The following is a 21,123-nucleotide window of genomic DNA, read 5'->3' on the forward strand; positions in this document are numbered from 1 at the left end:
AAAATGTTAAGAAAATTTATAGAGAACCCTGTATTATCAACGGTAATATCGGTAATAATCGTAATTCTGGGACTATTGGGACTATTTTCCCTTCCCATCTCCCAATATCCTGAAATAGCGCCGCCAACCGTCGAGGTTTCTGCTGCATATCAGGGGGCAAGTGCAGAAGTGGTGATGAAAAGTGTTATCACGCCTCTGGAAGAACAAATTAATGGTGTGGAAGACATGACCTACATGACTTCCAAATCAAGTAATAACGGAAGCGCTGTTATTACTATCTTTTTTAAGCAGGGAACTAATCCTGATCTTGCTGCAGTCAATGTTCAAAACCGTGTCAATAAGGCGACCAGCCAGTTGCCGGCAGATGTGATCAAAGCTGGTATCACGACCAGTAAAAAGCTGAGCAGTACTGCATTTAGTTTCTTATTTTACGATGAAAGTGGTAAATATGATCAAAAATTTCTAGACAATTACCTGAGGATTAATATCATGCCTCAAATGAAAAGAGTTGAGGGAGTCGGTGGTGCTGAAATCTATGGAATGCGAGAATATTCTATGCGGATCTGGCTTAAGCCAGATGCAATGGCTAACCATGGCCTGGTACCAGATGATATCGTTGATGCCTTAAAAGAACAGAATATAGAGGCAGCTCCGGGTAAAATCGGTGAGAATAGCAAACAATCTGTTCAATACACTTTAAAATATACAGGCAGGTTAGATGAAGTCACAGAATTCGAGCAGATTATTCTGCGAAGTGACAGAAAAGGTAGTTTACTTAGATTAAAAGACGTTGCAGATATCGAATTTGGGGCGTTGGATTATACGACATCACTGGTAACGAATGGTAAAGTTTCCTCAGGCGGTGAAATCAGTCAGACATCAGGATCAAATGCGAGAGAGTTGATTATTTCCTGCGAAAAAATACTTAAAGATGCGTCTAAAGACTTCCCTCCAGGGATTAAATATAGTACGTTTTTAAATGCGAATGACTTTTTAGATGCTTCCATAGAAAAAGTTGTCCACACGATTATCGAGGCGTTTATACTAGTTTTTATAGTAGTCTTTATTTTTCTGCAGGATTTCAGATCTACTTTAATTCCCGCAATTGCGGTTCCGGTCTCTATTATTGGTACATTCTTTTTTCTGAAATTATTTGGCTTTACAATCAATCTACTCACGCTTTTTGCATTGGTTCTAGCCATAGGCATTGTTGTCGATGATGCGATTGTTGTGGTCGAAGCGGTTCATGCTAAACTTGACCAGGGGGCGAAGTCAGCTAAGAAAGCTACTATACATGCGATGAGTGAGATCAGCGGTGCTATTATTTCGATTACATTGATTATGTCGGCTGTGTTTTTGCCCGTTACTTTTATTACCGGATCGGCCGGAGTCTTTTACAAGCAATTTGGTTTGACGCTGGCCGTAGCAATTGTAATTTCTGCTATCAATGCTTTAACGCTCAGTCCGGCACTTTGTGCGATTCTGCTTAAGCCGCATCAACCTGGAGAGAATCATCAGCCGAAAGGCTTTCTGCCTAGATTTTTTACAGGCTTTAATACTGCTTTTGAGGTTGTCACTTTCAAATATATTCATGCAGTTAAATTTCTGGTCCGCAGAAAATGGATTTCAGCGGCAGGTATTTTGGCCTTTTCACTGATATTCTATGGTCTGATGAAAAGTACGCCCACAGGTTTTGTACCTAATGAAGACGGTGGTGGTATTTATGGCAACATTGTACTTCCACCTGCTGCTACACTGGAACGTACCGTCGAGATTTCCAAAGAAGTTGACAGTATTGTCCGGAGTATTCCAGAAGTTGAACTTTCTTCCAATTTATCAGGTATGGATCTCTTCAATGGTTTTGGTGGATCATACGGTGCACTTTTTATCAGATTAAAACCGTGGAATGAAAGAATGGATAAAGGACAGGATATCAATTCTGTAGTCGGTCAGCTGTTCGCTAAAACAGCGCATATAAAAGGGGCTAAACTTATATTTTTTGCTGCTCCGACACTGCAAGGATTTGGGAATAGTAATGGATTTGAAATGCAGCTGCAAGATCGTACAGGCGGCGATTACCAGGCCTTCTCCAGTTCGATAGATAAATTCATGACAGCCGTGAATCAGCGGCCGGAAATTATGTATGCCACTAATCCCTTCAACATAGGATTTCCTGAATACCAGGTGAACGTGAATGTCGCTAAATGTAAAGATGCTGGAGTGAGTGTTAATATGGTATTAAATACACTTCAGGGATATTTTGGGGGTATTTATGCTTCTGATTTTAATAAGTTCGGAAAACAATACCGGGTGATGGTCCAAAGTCAACCTGATTTAATCGGTGATGAGCAGACGCTGAATAAAATCTTCGTCAGATCTGCAGACGGAATGATGCCGGTTTCCGAATTAGTGACGCTAACTAAAACTTACGGCCCGGAATTTATAACTAGATTCAACCTGTTTAATTCAACTACGGTAACTGGTAGCCCCAATGAAGGATATAGCTCCGGAGATGCAATCAGAGCGCTGGAAGAAGTAGCTGCTGAGACTCTGGACCGGGGTTACACTTATGAATTTTCCGGTTTAACGAGGGAGGAGCTCTCCAGCGGGAGTCAGACGGTATTGATTTTTGCACTCTGTCTACTATTCATTTATTTCCTGTTAAGTGCACAATACAAAAGTTATATTTTACCCTTTTCAGTGTTATTGTCGCTACCTGTAGGTTTGGCTGGTGCCTTTATTTTCGCTAAAATATTTGGTGTCGATAATAATATTTTTCTACAGATAAGCCTCATCATGTTAATTGGACTACTCGCCAAAAATGCAATTCTGATTGTAGAATTCTCATTAATGCATCGTTTGAGCGGGCGGAGTCTGGTACAGTCTGCAATTCTGGGTGCAAGGGCCAGGTTAAGACCTATCCTGATGACTTCTTTCGCTTTCATATTCGGGCTCTTGCCGCTCATGCTTAGTACAGGAGCCGGTGCTTTAAGTAATAAGTCAATTGGAACTGCTGCAATCGGCGGAATGCTGATAGGTACACTTTTCGGTGTGTTTGTGATCCCGGTTTTGTTCATCGTATTCCAGTCGATTCAAGAGAAACTGTTTGGTGTCGACAAACCGGCACATGAACCCCGGGTTCTTCAGGAACCGCTTCTTTAACTCATTTGTTTCCCGGTCTTATTGTAATTCAGCCTGTTAAAGCTGTTGCAGGCCGGGGAGCATCTCTAAAAACAAAATCAAAATGAAATTATATATTATAAAAATTCCTTTGTTATTTCTTTGTTCTTCCATTTTGTGGAGTTCCTGCAAAATAACCAAACCCTATAAAAAGCCAGACCTAGTTTTAACGGGACAGTATCACTCACCTGGAGGAAATGATACATTGAATATGGTTCAGCTTAATTGGAGTGAGGTTTTCGCAGATACTTTATTGAAAGATTTAATTCATGCAGGTTTAAACGCAAATCTGAATCTGAAGATCGCGCTGGAAAGAATTGAAGAATCCAGAGCCGGTCTGAAAATGAGTAAGGCAGCTTTTTTGCCCGAAATCACTGGAAACCTGAGTGTAAGGCAGTCCCGTCTGTCTTTTCCTCAAGGATTTGGGCTTTTTAGAAATTCCACACAATATGACCTTGGAATTTCCTCCATATGGGAAATGGATATCTGGGGTAAATTAAGTAGTGCAAAACGCTCCGCAGTAGCTGGTTTACTAGCGAGCGAAGCTGGAAAGAGAGCTGTTCAGACACAACTGATCGCAGATATAGCAAACCATTATTTTGACTTACTAGCCTTGGATGAACAATTGACTGTAACCAGAAAAACTGCTGTAAACAGGGCTGCTGATGCAGAAGCGATCCGGGTTCTATTTGAAAATTCCATTCAGAATGGCGTTGCTGTCGTACAAAGTGAAGCAAATTATTATGAGGCGGAATTAGCCATCCCTGATATTGAACAAAAGATTCGCGTAACAGAACATGCGCTAAGTATACTACTCGCACGTATGCCGGGAAAAATCAAAAGATCTGCCCTGGCAGACCAACGATTGAATTACGACCTTAATCCAGGGGTACCAGCACAGTTACTGGCCAACAGGCCCGATGTTCTGCAAGCTGAATATCAATTCAGGGAGGCATTTGAAAATACAAATATCTCCAGAGCAAATTTTTATCCGGCATTGAGAATTACAGCTGGTGGAGGGTTCTCCAGTTTTGGTCTGAGTAACTGGTTTACCAATGCTGGTTTATTTGGTAATATCGCCGGCGGGCTGGCGCAGCCAATTCTTAATCGCGGAATTAATAAAGCGGAACTGACAAAGGCTCAGTCCAGACAACAACAGACAGTATATAATTTTCAGCTTATCTGTTTGCGTGCGAGCCAGGAAGTGTCAGATGCACTGGGAGCCTACCATGCTGCCTCACAAAAAGAAATTGGGCGTACAAAGCAGCTAAAAGCGTTAGAAACAGCAGTTGAGTTCAATAAAGAGTTGTTAAATAACAGCCCGCAGACGAACTATACTGATGTGCTGGCGGCAGAACAAAACCTGCTTAGTGCCGAAATGAAAAGCATTGACGATAAAAGTCAGAAACTGCATGCAGTCGTCAATTTATATCGTGCTTTAGGCGGAGGATGGAGATAGAACAATCAGTCCCGGTATTACCGGGACTGATCTGCTGCATTTTTTTGTTCAATCCATAAAGACATATATTTTGTACTGTTCATAGTTTGGAATCTCAAAATTCGGCCTGTGAAATTATGCTTTCTATGCTGCTCTAGATTCGTTAAGATATTGTGAAGCATGGAAATAAAAGCTTTGCTGGATTTTGTCTTTTCAAACCGCTCATTTATTATGGCAATTCCATTATTACGGTATTGGGTCCATAACTCCTTATTGGTATATAATTGGGCGGCAAATTGGGGAAACTCTTCTAAATCATCGGTTACTAAACCATTCCATTCCAGTTCTCCCTGCATGCCCTCTGCACCGATAGTGGTCGTTACCGAAGGTGTGCCAGTTCGCATCGCGTGTATGAGTTTTCCTTTCAGGCCGGCACCAAAAAGAATAGGGGCAAGTAAAATGCGGTGCATGGAGATAGCTTCGAGCGAATCATCTGCACGTCCGTGCACGTAAAACCGTTCCTTTACATTGTGTAGCTGGGTTATTTTCTGACTGCAGTAAGCACCATAAATATGCATGCCGACCCCCGGAAGTATTTTACTCAATACTGGCCAGATTCTCGTTTTTAGAACCTGAACCGTATTCCAGTTCGGCTCATGTAGAAAGTTACCTATAAACATAAAACCTTCCCGGTCCTGATATTTTTTCCATTGTAGTATATCTGCTGGCTTAATAGGTTCTTCCAGAAAAGGTAAATAACAAAGCAGACTAGGGTCTATACGGAATTTTTCCAGTAGAAGCAGCATTTCGGCTTCTGAAATAATAAGTGAAAGATCACATCGCATGATTGCAGATATCTCTCTTATGGTCACCGGATCTGAGAATACAGCGTCTGGATTAAAATCTTTTTGGTGTTTATGTGCCTGTTGCCTGGCTTTACGCAAACCATGGAGATCTTCAGTATCTAAAATGGTAATAGCGTCCGGGCAATGTTCAGCTATTCGCCATCCGTACTGCTCTTCCGTTACGAAACGGTCGTAAATCACTATTTCCGGATTAATTTCCTGGAGGAATGCATCAAAGCTACTATGGTTAAGGCTTATTGTCTGTTCAGCAACTCCCAGGCCAGACAGATCGAAGCTATATGGACCTTTTCCGGCTGCACAGGCGAAGATCAACTGGTGGGTTTCAGCAAGCAATAATTTGATCAGCTGGATTATTCTTGTACCTGCCGCAGAAGAATCCGGTTCTGGCCAGACCAGGCCAATGATCAATATTTTCTTACTTTTCATCTTATAAATTTGTGCAAAGAAGGTGTTTTTAATTACAATTTTAAAACCCTGCGATTATTCCTAATTTTGCGGGCAAAGAATTACCCCTGTAAGATGCTTGGATTAAAATTACTGACAGAGCCGCGATGGGCAAATATAGCTGAGTCAAATTTAGAAGAAATTCTAACTGATCATGCCTGGTGCGAACAGAAAGCTGCGACTAATGCCATTACCCTGATTACTAATAATTCAGAGCACATGGATCTGGTAGAAGAGCTAACTGCGATTGCTATCGAAGAAATGCAGCATTTTCAAATGGTTATTGATATTATCCAAAAACGGGGATATACGCTTGGCAGAGAACGTAAAGACGATTATGTTGGTCGACTGGTTAAATTTAGCCGTAAAGACGGTAGCAGAAATGCCGCGTTTATCGACAGGTTATTATTTGCTGCTATGATTGAGGCAAGAAGTTGCGAGCGCTTCCGTGTGTTGTCACTTAATATTAAAGACCAGGAGCTTGCTAAATTTTATCATGATCTTATGATTTCCGAAGCAGGCCATTACACGACTTTTCTAAAATTTGCACGGAAGTATACTATTGATATAGATGTCGATAAAAGATGGAAAGAATGGCTTGAATTCGAGGGGGAATTAATTCAGAGCTTTGGAAAAAAAGAGGCTATACATGGTTAAACAGAAATTCTAACAGACGTTAAAAAAGTAAGTTGCGCTCCGACTTCCAGTTTATGCACCATTCCGCATTTTAGCGCGAAATTGTTTTTCTGATGCCCAACAGGGAAATCATAACATACCGGATAGTTGAAATCTTTCACCTGACTATTCACAATTTCATAAAGATCCCGGCCAAATTCCTCACCAGGCTCATCTGGTTTTAATTTGAAACCTCCGACAACCAAACCGGCCAGATTGTCCAGTTTACCGGTCCTTTTCAGGTTCCAGAGCATCCGGTCAATCCTGTAAAGAGATTCGTCTACATCTTCGATAAATAAGATTCTGCCTTTTGTCTTCAGATCGGATGCTGTACCAGCAAGTGTTTCTATAATACTAAGGTTACCGCCGACAAGTTCGGCGGTAACCACTCCTAAGCGGTTAAACGGATTGAAGGGCGCGCTAAAGACAGATTCTTCACCTGCGAGTGCCTGCCTTATCGAAAGGATGGTTTCAATCTGAACAGGCTCTGCCTTCGTCCAGTCTTTAGGGAAACTATTACACATTTTAGAGTGAAGGGTGGCGATGTTAAAATTGCGGCTGATATGGCAGTGCAATACGGTGATATCACTAAAACCGATAATCCATTTCGGCTTCTTTTTAAAACCACTGAAATCAAGCTGGTCTATAATCCTGACAACTCCGTAACCACCTCTTGCACACATAATAGCTTTGACCTCCGGATCATCCAGCATTTGTTGCAGGTCTTTAGCTCTTTGTAAATCCGTACCACCGTAAATAAAATCCTGTTGTCCGGGGCTGGATCCTATAAGAACACGATAACCCCAGCTCTCCATTAACTGAACTGCCGGAGCAATATCTGCTAAACTGATAAACCCCGAAGGACTGCAAATACCGATTGTGTCGCCAGGTTTTAGAAATGGCGGCACTTTAAGCGAGCTGTTTATAGTCGGCGAAACTGGAGTCGCCCAGCTTCCCATACTGGTTAATGCAGCACCTGCAGTGAGTAAAGAAGAGAGGAAGTATTTACGGTTCATGTATGTAGCTGTTTAGCTACGACAATATAGAAATTTGCAAGGCTTATTTGATAGCTTTTAGGCCTTTTAAAACAGCAGAATCCTTAACTTCCATTACACTTATCGCATAACCACCACCTGGCGCGCAATATTGGCTGAGTTTGGTTTTGCTCGTCACCAAACCTTTTCTGATTTGATAAGCTTGGGGGTTAGTTTCATAATGTGCATCTTTTGCATCACTGTAAATCGTTGCTATATATTTTTTAGCAGGATCGAGGTAATTAAAATTAATTTTAGAAACCCTTCCGTTCTCATCACAGCTACTGCCGATAAACCAGTTTTCAGTTCCCTTCGCCTTTCTGGCAATTGTAATATAGTCACCTGGTTCGGCTTCCAGAATCTTAGTATCATCCCAGTCTACTGCTACATCTTTAATGAACTGGAATGCATCCAGGAACTTGTTATAGGTTTCTGGAAGATCTCCAGCCATTTGTAACGGGCTGTACATAGTTACATACAAAGCCAGTTGTCTTGCAAGCGTACTATGAACAAAAGAATTGTTTTCTGGATTGTATGCGGAGATCTTAGTTTCAAAAATACCTGGTGTATAATCCATTGGACCACCTATTAGACGTGTAAAAGGAAGAATAGTAGTGTGATCAGCATTATTTCCGCCAAAAGCTTCGTACTCCGTACCTCTTGCCGACTCATTACCAATCAGGTTAGGATAGGTGCGGCTCATACCAGTTGGTCTTACAGCCTCATGTGCGTTAACCATTATTTTGTAGTCAGCCGCTTTTTCAATAGCATACAGATAATGGTTATTCATCCACTGCCCGTAATGATGTTCACCCCTTGGAATCATATTCCCTACATAACCACTTTTTACAGAGTTGTAGCCATTTTCAACCATGAATTTATACGCTGTATCCAGATGGCGTTCGTAGTTTCTTACAGAAGATGAAGTTTCATGGTGCATCATCATTTTTACACCTTTACTTTTTGCATAGTTGTGTAATTCTTTTACGTCGAAATCAGGGTAGGGAGTGACGAAGTCGAAAACGTAATCTTTTGTTTTGCCAAACCAATCTTCCCAGCCGACATTCCAGCCTTCCACCAATACCGCATCAAAGCCATGTTTAGAAGCGAAATCTATATATTCTTTTACGTGTGCTGTATTTGCAGCATGTTTTCCTGAAGGAGTTACTTTAGAAAAATCAGTTACACCCAATTGAACACTGCTCAGGTCTGAATACGCCCAGTTACTCTTACCGGTAATCATTTCCCACCATACACCGATATATTTAACCGGTTTGATCCAGGACGTATCCTTAAATTTAGTGGGCTCATTTAGGTTCAGAACCAGCTTTGATTCCAGAATTCCAGCGGCCTTGTCACTTACTATAATTGTTCTCCATGGCGTTTTTGTAGGCGCCTGCATATACCCTTTATTACCAATTGCATCAGGTGTGAGTACAGATTCCAGGATGAAGTTCTTGTCGTCTAGTTCGAGTGAAAGGCAGGAATAGTCTATCAGTGCTGCCTCATGGATATTGATATACAATCCATCTTTACTTTTCATCATTAGTGGTGTTTGAACACCGGTATCTGAAAAGGTAGTTTGAGATGAATTTGGTGTCACAGCAGCTTTCATTTTACCCCTGATTTCGGAGAGGTCAGAAGTGACGGTACTATATTCCTGTGTATCATAATCTCCTGGAAGCCAAAATGTTTTATGGTCTCCTGCCAAGGCGAACTGTGTTTTTTCTTCTTTAATGATAAAGTAATTAAGGTTCTTTTGCTCGGGAAATTCATATCTGAAACCCAGACCGTCATTAAATAATCTGAAACGAATAATTATCGTTCTTTGCGTTGATTTCTGATCCAGGGTCACGGCCAGTTCATTATAATGATTTCTGATCTGACTCACTTCACCCCATACCGGCTTCCATGTTTCATCGAAAGTACTTGTTTTAGTATCAGCTATAGCAAATCCTTCCTGAAATGAAATGGAGTCCTTTAACTCCAGACCCATTTTACTTGTTTTGATTACCGATTTTCCTTTGTATTTCAGTTGATAGGTGGGGGTACCTTTGTCATTCACGCTAAATTGTAAACTGAAGCTTGAATCCGGTGACCGCAGTTCCTGTGCAAATGTCAGGCTGCCGATCAGACAGAAGCACATGGTGATAAATGTTTTACGCATATATATAAATTTAATGGGGATTAAAATCACTACCCGCATATTTCGATCTTTACGGGAACGTTCCCGTAAAGATGCCTAATTTTATAGACGCAGGCAAATATGATGAATTATTTCTAAAAATGACTCATTATATTCGCCTGGATTTGGAGCATATTCCAGTAGTATTATTTGCTTTTTTTATGCCGTTAAGGCTTGTTTTTTCTACAGAATGATTATAAAATTGCGATGATGTCGCTTGCCTTTAAAGCAGAATAATCTTTGATATAAAGCTGGCAGGGAGGTAGTTCTTCCCGTGTATGCGAAGTCAATACACCAACAACTTTCATACCCGCATTCAGTGCAGCCGAAACACCAGAAAATGAATCTTCAAAAACAATACAGTTTTCAGGGTCTACATTCAGGTTTTTTGCTGAAAGCAAGTATACTTCCGGATCAGGCTTATGTTTTTTCACATCCTCGCTTGAAAGTATAGATCCCATTTTAGCTCTGATTTCGACTTTTGACAGGATCAGTTCCAGGTTTGCGTAAGGAGCAGAGGTCGCAACACCTAATTTGAAATTATGGGCCGCAAGGTCATCCATAAATGAAACAATCCCGGCAATCGGATCAATATGTGGCTCGTAAATTTTGCGGAAAAGACTTTCTTTCTCATCTTCCAGTTCCAGAAGTTCTTGACCCGTTACAGGTCTTTGTAAAAAATGGCTGAGAATATAGCTATTGCTCTTTCCAAACATGTGTTGTGCAAAATCTTCATCAGTAGGCTGAAGTTCGCGTTTCAGGAAAAACTCTCTGAACGCCAGAGAATGGTAAGGATTGGTATGGCAGATTACGCCATCCATGTCAAAAATGACGGCCGAATTTTGATTCATAGATCGCAAATGTAGCCTAATTTGTTTTTTTTGCAATTTTCATTCGTCCTGAATTGTTAAAATGACGGAGGTATTAGAATAAGATATCTGTCAGATAATCAAAATGTAAACAGTAGAAATCCCACTGTATACACATCCAGACGCATTTTTTTTATAATTTTTTATCGGTGTTTAAGAATTAATGCTACATTTGTGGCCACAGAAAGCAAATGCTTTTTGTGACAATGCCCGGATGGCGAAATTGGTAAACGTTGCGGTCTCAGAAGCCGTTGGAGTAAGATCCTTGAGAGTTCGAGTCTCTCTTCGGGCACCCAGGCAAAGTGCAAGATTTAATAATCTTGCACTTTTTTTTTGCTTAAAAAATGGCCAGTCGGCGCCTTAAAACGAATTGACCAGCTTATCGGGTCCAGGAATTATTAGTGACGGGATTATTAAAATATAACATCAGCGTCAAATTTGTTGAATCCTGCGTTTTGCTTTTTATATCAACTAATTTTATAAAATCTTTTGTAACCCTAACTGACAATTTATCTGAAAAGAGATAAAAACAATTATTGTTTGACAATAGATATAACTTAATTTTTTGATATGAATAGAACTAATCATATTGCCTATTCGGTACTGGAGCTTGCTGCAGTAACGCAAGGACATACACCTGCTGATTCATTCCATAATGCTCTTGATCTGGCTATAAATGCGGAGACTTTGGGCTATAAAAGATTTTGGCTGGCCGAACATCACAATATGTCGAATGTTGGGAGTTCAGCTACTGCAGTTCTGATTGGATATATTGCCGGAGGGACCTCTAAAATTAGAGTTGGTTCCGGCGGAATTATGCTGCCGAATCATGCCCCTCTTATAGTGGCAGAGCAATTTGGAACATTAGAATCACTTTATCCCGGGAGGATTGATCTGGGGCTGGGACGTGCGCCTGGAACCGATCAGGTAACTGCAATGGCAATTCGAGGGAATAATATCCAGTCAGCACATGATTTCCCTCAGGATATTATTAAGCTTCAAACTTATTTTTCTGCGTCCAATGCACACGCAAAGGTAAGAGCTGTACCTGGTGAAGGCCTGGATCTTCCAATTTATATTTTAGGATCAAGTACCGAGAGTGCTCGTCTGGCGGCCGCATTGGGTTTGCCTTACGCATTTGCAAGCCATTTTGCGCCAGCTCAGTTTATGGCTGCAATTCAAATATACAGGCAGAATTTTAAACCTTCCGCGGTATTAAAAGAGCCTTATATTATTGCTTGCGTTAATGTGGTTGCAGCAGATACAGATGAACAGGCAACTTACTTATTTAGTTCAGTGCAGCAGTTTTTCCGTGGAGTCGTTACCGGACAGCGTCAGTTGTTGCAGCCACCTGTGGAAGATATCAATAAAGTCTGGACACCTTATGAAGAAGAAGCTGTCAGTCAAATGATTTCCTGTACTTTTGTGGGTAGCCGTGCCACAATCACTGCAGATTTGAAAGATTTCCTTCAGGAAACAGGGGTGGATGAAATTATGGTAACCTCTGCTATTTATGACCACCATGCCAGATTGCATTCTTATAAAATACTTGCCGATGTTTTTAATCAGGAAATTAATTCCTGATCATAATTCTAATTGATCTTAAATCCCTCATTGCATAATGAGGGATTTTTTTGTGTCTTTTTTTTATTAATGTTTATTTATTCTGATTCTAAATGATATTTTTGAACGAAAGCCTTTGTATACCGTTAATTCTCAGTTCAAGTTGCTGTAAAAAAGGATATTTTAATCTTATAATCTATATACATTAAATAAAGAATGAAAAAAGAAACAACCTGGGCGAGAATCCGGAAATTTTTAACAGATGTCCATTTATGGTTGGGTTTAGGAAGTGGTATCATCGTCTTGGTTGTCTGCCTAACTGGAACTATATATGTCTTTAACACAGAAATTCGTGAGGCGGCGACTCCAGAGCTTTTTAAGATTAACCCGAATGGGTTAAAAATAAGGACTCACGAAGAACTGATTGCTGTTGTAGAGAGATCAAGCGAAGGTAAAGTCGTAGGGATGAGAATGCCGGCAGATCAGCACCGTAGCTGGCAGTTCAGCGTCCGTAAGAAGGAGGAGAAGAAGGGGAAATCTATAGAAACAATAGTTCCGGTTGAAAAAGAAATTAAGACACCCACGAAGGGTGTAAAGGAAGGTGGATCTGCAAAAGCTAAAGGACCTGGAAAAAACAGCAGACCTGTTACTTATTATGTAAATCCCTATACTGCTGAAGTCTTGGGCAATTCGGCTGCGATAAAGTCTACTACGGTAGACTTTATGGGATATATGTTCAGTCTTCACCGGTGGTTGTTACTGGACAAAATCGAAGAACCAATATTTGAAGGTTTGGAGAACCGGAAACTTGGAAGTTACATTACGGGGATCGCCACGATTTTGTTTACGGTAGGTGTACTTACTGGAATGGCAATATGGTTCCCGAAAAAAATAAAATCATGGAAACAAGGATTAAAGATTAAGTGGTCAGGCAGCTGGAAAAGAACCAATCATGATCTACATAATACATTAGGATTTTACTCTTGTATCTTTTTGTTTTTGATGGGCGTAACTGGTCCGTTATTTTCGTTTGACTGGTATCGTGATGGTTTAAGAAAAACACTTGGTACATATCAGTCACCTGACGCACCACCAGTAAAAGCACCATCATCAAATCCAGAACTGGCTATTAGTAAGAAGTTGAGTGTCGCCGATTATAGCGCCGCTGCATCGCAGGTATTAAATTATCACGGGGATCTTCACCTGAGTTTTCCTGCAGATTCTGTAGCCACTGTAGTGGTAACCAAATATAAAAACGGATTTTTTGCACCTGCTGCGGGAGATAAAGTAGCATTGGACCAATACTCTGGAGAAGTACTCGAATTATCGAAATTTTCCGAAATGCCATTTAATGAAAGAGTCTCTGGCTCTTTAAAAGCATTGCATCTGGGAGACGTTTATGGAACCTTTACCAAATTAATCTATTTTCTGGCCTGTCTAATCGCAACAAGTTTGCCGGTATCGGGTACACTGATCTGGTTAAATAAGATGAAGAAAAAGAAGAAGAAATCTGGAGTTAATTTGTCCGTTCAGTCCGCTGTCTGAGCAAATATTCTGATTTACTTCTATTTAGCGCCGTCAATGTGTAAATTAGCTTTACACTAAATATGGACTATATGAAATATCTATCATTATTTTTATTGCTGACAGTTGCTTCTTTTACTGTGTCGGCACAACAAGCAGATGCTATTCTTGGAAAGTGGGTAAATTCTTCAGGTGAGGCACACATTGAGATTTACAAAAAAGATGCAAAGTTTTTCGGCAAAATTGTTTGGGTTAAAGCTCCTAATGACGAGAAAGGGAACCCTAAGAAAGACGTGAAGAATCCTGATGCTAAATTAAGAACCAGGCCTATACTAGGTATGGAATTGTTGAAAGACTTCGTTTTCTCCGATGGAAAGTGGACTGATGGTAAAATTTATGATCCTAAATCGGGAAAAACGTACAGTTGTAACATGAATTTAAAATCCAATGGTGACCTTAGCATGAGAGGATATATTGGTATATCTTTGATTGGAAGAACCGAAGTGTGGAAAAAAGTTTAATAATGCGAATAACCCTGATTTTAATCTGTCTGTTTCCTTTAGCAGCCATAGCCCAGACCTACGAATTAAGTACCAGTAATGCGAGTGCCAATACCAGTTTAAGAGGACTTTCTGTTGTTTCGGACAGTGTTGCCTGGGTAAGTGGCAGCAATGGGCTGATTGGAAAAACGACAGATGGAGGCAAGCAATGGAAGTGGCAGAAACCGGCAGGGTTTGAGAATTCAGATTTCAGAGACATTGAAGCATTTGATGAACAAAAAGCAGTCGTAATGAGTTCAGGCTCGCCCGCCGTCGTACTGAGAACAGAAGATGGTGGTAAAAACTGGTCAACCTCTTATAAAAATGCGGATACTGCCATTTTTTTGGATGGTATGGCTTTTTGGAGTGAATCCAGGGGACTGATATTCGGCGATCCTGTAAAAAATAAGATGCAGTTGCTGGAAACAGCAGATGGAGGTATCACCTGGAAAGATGTTTCGGAAAATATGAAAATCGAAATGGCTGAGGGAGAAGCTGGTTTTGCGGCCAGCGGAAGTAGTATCAAGGCGTTGCCGGGAGGAAAAGCCTGGATTGCAACCGGAGGTAGTAAATCTGGTATTTATGCGACTGAAGATTATGGGATAGAGTGGAAACGGTATGATTGTCCCATTTTGCATGGGAATAATAGTTCAGGTGCATTCTCTTTAGATTTTTATACCGGTACACACGGAATTGTTGTTGGCGGAGATTACAAGCGTGATCAGGAGAATTCCAATAATATACTCCTCACAAAAGACGGCGGTAAGTCATGGAACAAACCATCCAGACCAGTTTTTGGATTTAGGAGCGGTGTAATCTGGTTTAACGACGAAGTTTGTTTTGCAACTGGTACAAGCGGAACAGATGTATCAAGAGACGGAGGAATGAACTGGTATCACATTTCAGATGAAAGCTTTAATGCCATACAGAGAGCGAAAAATGGGAAGCTAATTATTCTGGCTGGTAATAAAGGATTAATCTATACGCTTAAAATAAAGTAAAACGCTATACCTGATTTACAGGCTGCCGGGAACCGGCAGCCTTTTTTATTTAATCGTTTATTTTCAGAATAGTTTTTCCTAAATGGATCATTTTCGGAGAACCTGTATGTTTCCCTGGCTCGTCAGATAATTTGATAACCTCTGTCCAATCTTCGTCCTGAGGCTGAGCCTCTGTCATTTTAATCACTATATTGGTAGGAGCCGGACCGGCGTCGTTAGTGAAATTAGTTCCAATTCCAAAAGAAAGACCAACCTTTCCCTTACAGTACTCCAGGATCCTGTTCACCTTTTCAAAATTAAGAGCATCAGAAAAGATAATAGTTTTTGTTAATGGGTCTATTCCCATCGCCTGATAGTGTGCTATTACTTTGTCGGCAAATAACAGTGGATCGCCACTGTCATGCCGGACGCCATCAAAAAGTTTAGAAAACATCTTATCAAATTGTCTGAAAAACACATCAGTAGTATAGGTATCTGAAAGCGCTATACCGAGATCACCCCGGTAAACCTGTACCCAGTGCTCCAGACCGACGGCATTAGCCATTTTAAACCCGTATCTCGCTGCATGAAACATAAACCATTCATGGGCATGTGTACCGATAGGTTTGGTTTTGTAAACCATAGCCATATGGACATTGCTGGTACCTATAAAGGATCCGCCGCCAAATTTCTTCAGCGTTTCAAGAACCAGCTGGTGGACATGATAACTATATCTTCTGCGGGTTCCAAATTCAGCTATTGTAACCCCCAGTTTCTTATATCCTTCAATTTTAGCTTTTGTTCTGCTGATAATTTCATCATCGCTCACCCTTTCTGCGCCGGTAGTAAGATAGAATAGTTCTGAAATCAATGACATCAATGGGACTTCCCATAAAATGGTCCTGTACCATAATCCCTCAATATGAACCTCAAGTTGACCATCTTTCTGAGTAATTTGTACTTCATGTGGCTGGAAACGATATCCTTCCAGGAAATCAAGATAGACTGGATCCAGGTAAGGACAGGTGTTCTGCAGGAATGCTTTCTCTTCCCTTGTTAATTGTAGTCCGGCCATGTGATCGACTGCTTTTTTAAGAGTCAGGCCAAAACCTTCAGGGAAGGTATGTTTTCCACGGTTAATAAACTGGTAACGGACAACAGCACGTGGGAAAAGCCGGATGACTCCCTGCTGCATGGTGAATTTGTAAAAATCGTTGTCCAGGATAGAGGAGAGTCGAATCTGATGCAATTGTTCGGGCATAAAATAAAGCTGATGCGGGAATTTAACATATATCATACCGCAAATAGCAATACTTAAGATCTAAGGTAATTATTCCCTGGCGCTTAATTTTCGAAACTGTTTAAAAAGGTGATTCTGTACGGTCTGTTTTTTTTGTTTTTTGTATATTAACAGCTCCAATTCTAAACAAATCAACCATAACCGATCAATAATTAACGCATCATGAAAATAAAGGCTATCAAAGCAATTATCACCGGGAGTACAGGAATGGTGGGCGAGGGGGTATTAAGGGTATGCCTGAATAGTGACGCCGTCAAAAATGTTCTTGTTATTAACCGCAAACCGTGTCATGTCATTCATCCTAAGCTCAAAGAAATTATAAAGGAAGACTTTATGGACTGGACAGGATTAGAAGACGAACTGGAGGGTTATAATGCCTGCTTCTTTTGTCTGGGTGTTTCCGCTATAAGGATGCCGGCAGAACGCTATTATGAACTAACCTACACCTTAACGCTCAAACTGGCAACTGTATTGAGTGAAAGAAATCCTGAGATGACATTTTGTTATATTTCCGGTGCGGGTACAGATAGTACTGAAAAAGGTTCCAGCAAGTGGGCAAAAGTGAAAGGGAAGACAGAGAACGACCTGATGAAACTTCCTTTTAGAGAAGTATACGCCTTTCGTCCCGGCTTTATTAAACCTATCGGAGGGCTGGTGCATACACAGCCTTTTTATAAATATATAGGCTGGTTATTCCCGGTGGGGAGAGCAATTTATCCAAATGGGTTCTGTACCTTACAGGAAGTGGGTGAATCGATGATTAATGCAGCCACTTGGGGATACACTAAAAAAATCCTGGAAGGCAAGGATATCATTCAATTGGCAAGGCTGAACGCTGGATAGAATTTCCAATAATTGCAGTGAGGGAAAAGTATTCCTGAAAGCTCATCAAATAACGAATTTCGAAATTCCGAAGACCCGCTAGGGTCTTTTTTTTTATACTAAAACCCAGAAATTGGATATGTTTCGGCTGAATGTTGAATAATAACTTGCTGGATTGTATCATTATAATTACAAATCACGTAAATTATGGATAATTATTGATTGTACCGGGTTAATGCCTGATTTAAGCGGCCAATTTTTGATTAAGTCATGACAATTACGGTTAGGACTTGCTATTAGGACAATAATTAGACATCATTTCCTGAAAAAAATCAAATATTGGAGAAAATCGCTTGTTTTATGTCTTTTTGTTGACAATTTTTGATTAGCACAGGACAATAATTGTCCGGTAATAAATCAACGACCCCGCTATTTTTGAGTTAACCAAGAATAAATCAGTAATTGCCCAACGAACAAAAACATCAAACGAAAGGCTGACCACCTTTTTAAAAACCTTATTAACCTAACCTAACCCAAACAATTATGAAAAGAGTATTACTCGTTTTTATGGTTCTGTTTACCTGCTATTCCGTAGCAGATGCGCAAACCAAGAAAATTACCGGGACTGTTATCGGCCAGGATGACAACCAACCTATTCCCGGAGCATCAATTAAAGTGGAGGGATCCACTGCTGGTACAGTTACTGATGGCAAGGGTAACTTTAGCTTGCAGGTCCCTCAGAATTCCACCTTAGTAATTAGCTTTATTGGATATTCCAATAAAACGATTAAGGTAACCGGAGATTCAAATTATAAGATCCTTCTGGGTGAAGACTCAAAAAAACTGGAAGAAGTAGTCGTTACTTCATTCGGTATTGCCAGGGACAAGAAAACACTTGGTTATGGTGTTAGTAAAGTTAGTGGTGAGAGCTTAACTAAATCTCCAACTCCGGATATCACGAATGCGCTTGCGGGTAAAGTTGCCGGTGTGCAGATTTCTGGTTCAGGAGGTGGTTTCACCAGTTCTAACGTCACCATCCGTGGTTTTTCGAGTATTACAAGAAGTAATCAGCCACTATATGTAATAGATGGTGTACCAATCGATAATGGTGGCGGTGCAAATACGGTGAATGCCGGTGTGGCCAGCTCAAGCAGAGCTTCAGATGTGAACCCTGAAGACATCGAAAGTATTAACGTATTAAAAGGTGCAGCAGCAACGGTACTTTATGGATCAAGAGCAGCTTCTGGTGTTATCTTAATTACGACTAAAAAAGGAAAAAAAGGTGGACGTAGCCAGGTGTCCTTTACTTCTAATACAACAATAGGGGTAATCAATAGATTCCCTGAGTATCAAAATGAATATGCACAGGGTAGCCAGGGCATTTATGGCAGTGCAGATAAACCGAATGACTGGGTAGCAAGAGCAACTTCATGGGGACCTCGAATTGCAGGACAGAAAGTCAAAAATATTTTAGGTGAAGAGGTTGCTTTGCAGGCTTATCCGAATAATGTGCGTGACATTCTGCAAAGCTCAGCTGCATTTGATAATAATATCAATTTCTCAGGAGCTGATGAGAAGTATGACTACAGGGTTTCTTATGGTAATAATACCCAAGACGCACTGGTACCGGGAAATAAGCTTTACAAAAATACATTTAGCGTAAACCTGGGCGGTAAAATCACAGAGAAATTCAAAATTAATACTTCCTTCTCCTATATTAACAACAGATCTAACCGTACACAAGCTGGTAATCAAGGAGCGAACCCATTGTGGAGAGCTATTTATGCACCAAGATCTTATGATGTGACAGGACTTCCTGTCACTGATGCTGCTGGTAATCAGGTCTGGTATTCAAGTTCAGAAGAAAATCCTTATTGGGCCATTGATCACGTTACTACGAAACAAGAGCTAAATAGATTTTACGGAAACTTGAATCTGAAATATGACTTTACAAGCTGGTTAGCTGCAGATTTAAAAGTCGGAGCTGATGTTTACACAAATTCATTTGTTGGATTTGATGATAAAGGCGTTAGAAGTAATGGAAATACGTCTTCAGCAGGTGCAGGTGGTGTTATCGAAACTAATGATCTAACCAGGAATTTAAGCAGTTATTTCACTTTAACTGCGAATAAAACCTATGGAGATTTCAATTTATCTGCAACTGTAGGTAATGAAGTTCTTTCAAACTATTACAAATATAGTGCGGCAACCGGCCGTTCAATTACACTTCCAGGGTTTTCTAACTTAAAAAACTTTACCACTTTTAATGCGGAAGGTAGATATGAGCAGATCAGATCAATGGGTGTATTCGGAGACGTTTCGGTAGGTTACAAAAGTTATCTGAACTTAAACTTAAAAGCACGTAATGATTTTTCTTCAACTTTGGTTAAAGAATACAGATCGATCTTCTATCCGGCTATAGCTTTAAGTTTTGTACCGACTGAAGCTTTCCCTGAATTGAAAAGCAACTTCCTGACTTCTGCGAAAATCAGAGCCAATGTGGGCGAGGTTGGTAAATCGGCAGGTGTTTACCAAACAGGCACTTATTATGTGACTGCAGGTGCCTCTGACGGATTCAGTTCAACAGCAGTTAACTTTCCTTATAACGGATTAGCAGGCTATACCTATAGTAATGCTGCTGGTAATGCTGCGATCAACCCTGAATTTACCAGAGAGATTGAATTAGGTACAGAATTGGCCTTTTTTAATAACCGGTTATCCCTGGACTTCTCCGTTTACAAACGTGATTCAAGAAACCTGATTTTCGGTGTTCCGGTTCCACCTAGTTCCGGATTCACGAGCCAGGTTAAAAATGCAGGTAAATTATCTACAAAAGGTCTGGAGTTCCTGTTAGCGGGTACGGCTGTTAAAACGAATAACTTCACTTGGGATGCGTCCTTAAACTTCACGACTTTCAGATCAGTTGTTAAAGAATTGGCTCCCGGTGTAACAATGATTTCCCTCGGTGGTTTTACCTCACCTAACGTACAGGCCGTTGCTGGTCAGCAATATGGTTTGATCTACTCAAATATGTATTTGAGAGATGATCAGGGAAGAATGGTTATTAAGGCTAATGGCTTACCTCAAGCAACAGCAGCTGTTGGACAAGTTGGAAATCCCAATCCAAAATTCACTGCTGGTTTATCTAACTCCTTTACATACAAAGATTTCAACTTCTCATTCCTGTTGGATTTCAAATACAAAGGAGACATTTTATCCAGGACAGTTGGAGATCTTCGTATCAACGGTGTAGCTAAAGAAACAGCTGAATTTGATAGATTTAATGCAGATGGTACAGTTTCTAAACCTTACCTGTTCGAGGGCGTTCACGCAGATGGCACGCCAAATACTACGAATGTAAGTGCTCAGGATTACTGGGGTCTTTCTGGTAAATATGTAGCCTGGGAAGGTTATGTGCTTGACGCGACCTACCTGAAACTTAGAGAAGCAACTTTCAGCTATAACCTGCCGTCAAAATTATTGGAAAGAACTAAATTCATCAGCCGCCTTCAGATTTCTATCTATGGACGTAACCTGCTGACTTACGCACCTCATTTCCCACATCTTGATCCTGAACAAAATGTACTGGGTGTAAGTAATGCTAGAGGTTTAGAGTTTGGTATTCAGCCTGTAGCAAGAACTTTTGGTGCAACCATCAGAGCTACATTTTAATTCACTGATTTAAGAAATTTTCAATTAAGATT

Annotated in this window: 14 protein-coding genes and 1 tRNA gene; 10 read left to right on the forward strand and 5 right to left on the reverse strand. The window is 40.5% G+C overall.

Annotation, left to right across the window (positions count from 1 at the left end):
• Positions 1 to 3 precede the first annotated feature (3 nt).
• A complete protein-coding gene (locus BLR53_RS12515) occupies positions 4 to 3,162 on the forward strand; it encodes an efflux RND transporter permease subunit (protein WP_074590098.1) in 3,159 nt (1,052 codons plus the stop codon).
• A gap of 82 nt (positions 3,163 to 3,244) precedes the next feature.
• The gene (locus tag BLR53_RS12520) at positions 3,245 to 4,639 is read left to right on the forward strand and encodes an efflux transporter outer membrane subunit (protein WP_074590100.1); all 1,395 of its coding nucleotides are present in this window, start codon (positions 3,245 to 3,247) and stop codon (positions 4,637 to 4,639) included.
• A gap of 17 nt (positions 4,640 to 4,656) precedes the next feature.
• Here the strand turns inward: BLR53_RS12520 and BLR53_RS12525 are convergent, their stop codons facing one another.
• A complete protein-coding gene (locus tag BLR53_RS12525) occupies positions 4,657 to 5,910 on the reverse strand; it encodes a glycosyltransferase (RefSeq protein WP_074590102.1) in 1,254 nt (417 codons plus the stop codon).
• A 93-nt stretch (positions 5,911 to 6,003) separates the two neighbouring features.
• Here BLR53_RS12525 and BLR53_RS12530 point away from each other — a divergent pair, with 93 nt between their 5' ends.
• On the forward strand, positions 6,004 to 6,585 hold the full coding sequence (locus BLR53_RS12530; RefSeq protein ID WP_074590104.1) for a MiaE family protein: 582 nt from the start codon (positions 6,004 to 6,006) through the stop codon (positions 6,583 to 6,585).
• Here the strand turns inward: BLR53_RS12530 and BLR53_RS12535 are convergent.
• The 3 genes from BLR53_RS12535 to BLR53_RS12545 form a co-directional block, all read right to left on the reverse strand.
• Positions 6,582 to 7,619 (reverse strand): S66 peptidase family protein, encoded by a 1,038-nt coding sequence (locus BLR53_RS12535; RefSeq protein WP_074590106.1) that lies wholly within the window; start codon positions 7,617 to 7,619, stop codon positions 6,582 to 6,584. The two genes, BLR53_RS12530 and BLR53_RS12535, sit on opposite strands and share 4 nt — an antisense overlap.
• Positions 7,620 to 7,662: 43 nt before the next feature.
• Positions 7,663 to 9,804, reverse strand: coding sequence for a glycoside hydrolase family 97 protein (locus tag BLR53_RS12540; RefSeq protein ID WP_037439325.1), 2,142 nt, complete (start codon positions 9,802 to 9,804; stop codon positions 7,663 to 7,665).
• A 212-nt stretch (positions 9,805 to 10,016) separates the two neighbouring features.
• Positions 10,017 to 10,673: an HAD family hydrolase gene (locus BLR53_RS12545; protein ID WP_037439324.1), complete on the reverse strand. Its 657-nt coding sequence runs from the start codon at positions 10,671 to 10,673 to the stop codon at positions 10,017 to 10,019.
• A gap of 226 nt (positions 10,674 to 10,899) precedes the next feature.
• Here BLR53_RS12545 and BLR53_RS12550 point away from each other — a divergent pair.
• The 5 genes from BLR53_RS12550 (at position 10,900) to BLR53_RS12570 (ending at position 15,318) form a co-directional block, all read left to right on the forward strand.
• Positions 10,900 to 10,983: transfer RNA gene (locus BLR53_RS12550), tRNA-Leu, on the forward strand.
• A 278-nt stretch (positions 10,984 to 11,261) separates the two neighbouring features.
• Positions 11,262 to 12,275: an LLM class flavin-dependent oxidoreductase gene (locus tag BLR53_RS12555; RefSeq protein ID WP_074590108.1), complete on the forward strand. Its 1,014-nt coding sequence runs from the start codon at positions 11,262 to 11,264 to the stop codon at positions 12,273 to 12,275.
• Between the two features lie 195 nt (positions 12,276 to 12,470).
• Positions 12,471 to 13,799, forward strand: coding sequence for a PepSY-associated TM helix domain-containing protein (locus BLR53_RS12560; protein ID WP_074590110.1), 1,329 nt, complete (start codon positions 12,471 to 12,473; stop codon positions 13,797 to 13,799).
• Positions 13,800 to 13,870: 71 nt separating this feature from the next.
• Entirely contained in the window at positions 13,871 to 14,299 is a 429-nt protein-coding gene (locus BLR53_RS12565; protein ID WP_037439466.1) for a DUF2147 domain-containing protein, read from the forward strand.
• 2 nt (positions 14,300 to 14,301) lie between these two features.
• Positions 14,302 to 15,318 carry a WD40/YVTN/BNR-like repeat-containing protein gene (locus tag BLR53_RS12570; protein ID WP_074590112.1) on the forward strand — a complete coding sequence of 339 codons (1,017 nt, stop codon included), beginning with the start codon at positions 14,302 to 14,304 and terminating at the stop codon, positions 15,316 to 15,318.
• A gap of 49 nt (positions 15,319 to 15,367) precedes the next feature.
• Here BLR53_RS12570 and pncB read toward each other — a convergent pair whose 3' ends face one another.
• Positions 15,368 to 16,558: a nicotinate phosphoribosyltransferase gene (gene pncB, locus BLR53_RS12575; RefSeq protein WP_074590211.1), complete on the reverse strand. Its 1,191-nt coding sequence runs from the start codon at positions 16,556 to 16,558 to the stop codon at positions 15,368 to 15,370.
• 201 nt (positions 16,559 to 16,759) lie between these two features.
• On the opposite strand from pncB, the gene BLR53_RS12580 reads away from it, so the two are divergent.
• Positions 16,760 to 17,440 carry an NAD-dependent epimerase/dehydratase family protein gene (locus BLR53_RS12580; RefSeq protein ID WP_037439313.1) on the forward strand — a complete coding sequence of 227 codons (681 nt, stop codon included), beginning with the start codon at positions 16,760 to 16,762 and terminating at the stop codon, positions 17,438 to 17,440.
• Between the two features lie 522 nt (positions 17,441 to 17,962).
• Positions 17,963 to 21,091: a SusC/RagA family TonB-linked outer membrane protein gene (locus BLR53_RS12585; protein WP_074590115.1), complete on the forward strand. Its 3,129-nt coding sequence runs from the start codon at positions 17,963 to 17,965 to the stop codon at positions 21,089 to 21,091.
• The last annotated feature ends 32 nt before the right edge of the window (positions 21,092 to 21,123 follow it).

Source organism: Pedobacter antarcticus, assembly GCF_900103515.1.
Classification (GTDB): domain Bacteria; phylum Bacteroidota; class Bacteroidia; order Sphingobacteriales; family Sphingobacteriaceae; genus Pedobacter; species Pedobacter antarcticus.